The sequence below is a fragment of the Romboutsia sp. 13368 genome, from assembly GCF_018336475.1.
In the GTDB taxonomy this organism is placed as follows: domain Bacteria; phylum Bacillota; class Clostridia; order Peptostreptococcales; family Peptostreptococcaceae; genus Romboutsia.
In genome coordinates this window covers 298925-300708 of the sequence record NZ_CP048741.1, presented here as the reverse complement: position 1 = coordinate 300708, position 1784 = coordinate 298925, and the positions used below count along the sequence as shown (strand labels likewise).

Sequence of the window (1784 nt, the reverse complement as noted above, 5' to 3'; positions counted from 1 at the left end):
GTCTAATTAAAATAAAAAAGATAAGCTTTAAATACCTATCTTTTTTATTTTAATTAAATAATATTTTCCCTAATTCATTATTTATAAGCTTTAATTTCTCTTGATTACTTACATCATCTAAATTTACTATTGATTTTATATTATTAAATATAATCTCATTTGTTAATTCTTCTTCTTTTTTCAATTCAATTAATCCATCTATTATTTTCTCTCTATTTAATACTATCATTTCATACCCCTTGTAAGTTTTATTAGGATTATATCCATACTTATTTTTTATAAACATACAATAAAAAAAGCTGTCTATTAACTAGACAGCCTTTATATATTAAGCTATTTTATTCGAATCTCCATTTTGCATTTTTGCTAATCTTTCTTTGTTTAACTTAGTCATACCATTAGCTANNATAAAAAAAARGCTGTCTATTAACTAGACAGCCTTTATATATTAAGCTATTTTATTCGAATCTCCATTTTGCATTTTTGCTAATCTTTCTTTGTTTAACTTAGTCATACCATTAGCTGCAATTATAAGTGATGCAAATGCAAGTACTACACATACTAATATACCTATCCAAGTTGCGTTGTATCCAACTGCTGCAACAAATACTCCAAATAAAGCTGATCCTAAACAGAATCCTATAGCAAAGTTTAAGTTTATTAAACCTAATATAGCTCCATATTCTTTATTACCAAAGAATGAACCTACCATGTAAGCTGGTCCCATCATATAAACGAACATTGCTAAACCTTTTAATATAGAGTGTATATGTGCAAATATTGGTGAATTTCCAGCCATTAATAATGCAACACCTGATCCTATTACTGCTACTGATCCTATAAATAAAGTTTTTAATATACCTAATTTATCAAATAGCATACCACCAACTAAGTTACCAAATAATGATGCTAAAGCAAATAATGAACCTGTTGTAGCTATTGTAGATGCTGATATTTTTAATTCACCTTGGAAATATGCTGCATATTGTACTGCATAAGCAGATACATATATACCTACAAAGAATAATCCTATTCCCATTATCCAGAAGTACTTATTTTTTTGTGCTTCTTTTAATGTATATGATATATCTATTGAAGAAGTTTTCTTTTCTTCTTTATTTTCAACTTTACCTTTAACTATTTCACTTTCATTCTTAGGAAGTCTTATCATAAATAATGCTATTGGTATTATAGCTATTAATGCTACTAAACCAAATACAAAGTATGAATGTGCATAACCTCTTGAACTTATAGTTCCAACAACTAATTGTTGTAAGAATACGTTACCTATAGATCCACCTGCAAATGCTAATCCCATTGCTTTACCTTTACCTGCTTCATCAAACCAAGCATTTATTATTAAAGGTACTCCTATACCAGATATTATACTTGATCCAACTTGAACTACTGCAGCTATTGCATAGAATTGCCATAACTTATCAGCTATAGAGAATGTCATAAATCCTCCACCTAGTAATATACCACCAAATAAGTAGAACATCTTTAAGTTTACTTTGTTATATATACCACCTATGAATGGTCCTATTAAAGCTGGAACTAATGTACCTATTGTAAATATTAATGAGAATTGTTGTACCGTAAATCCTTTTGCTTGCATTACTGGGTACATATATAATGCTTGTGTATTACCTACTATACAATAAGGTATAGCTTGAACAAGCATACATGCTATAAGTATCCGCCATCCTGTTTGGATTTTTTTCTTTTTACTAACTTGTGAATTATTCATACGAATATCTCCTTTTTATATTTTATCTTTCTTT

The 1784-nt window shown here is 28.1% G+C and carries 2 protein-coding genes; both read right to left on the bottom strand.

Going from position 1 to position 1784, the window contains the following annotated elements; all coding sequences use genetic code 11:
* Positions 1-49: 49 nt before the first annotated feature.
* Complete coding sequence (locus tag G3997_RS01190; RefSeq protein WP_296646817.1) at positions 50-229, bottom strand: hypothetical protein; 180 nt, start codon at positions 227-229, stop codon at positions 50-52.
* Positions 230-448: 219 nt separating this feature from the next.
* Positions 449-1750: a conjugated bile salt MFS transporter gene (locus G3997_RS01185; RefSeq protein ID WP_296646813.1), complete on the bottom strand. Its 1302-nt coding sequence runs from the start codon at positions 1748-1750 to the stop codon at positions 449-451.
* Positions 1751-1784 lie beyond the last annotated feature (34 nt).

Excerpts from the sequence above, each read along its gene's own strand:
- G3997_RS01190 (WP_296646817.1), bottom strand. The coding sequence starts at position 229 with ATGATAGTATTAAATAGAGAGAAAATAATAGATGGATTAATTGAATTG.
- G3997_RS01185 (WP_296646813.1), bottom strand. The coding sequence starts at position 1,750 with ATGAATAATTCACAAGTTAGTAAAAAGAAAAAAATCCAAACAGGATGG.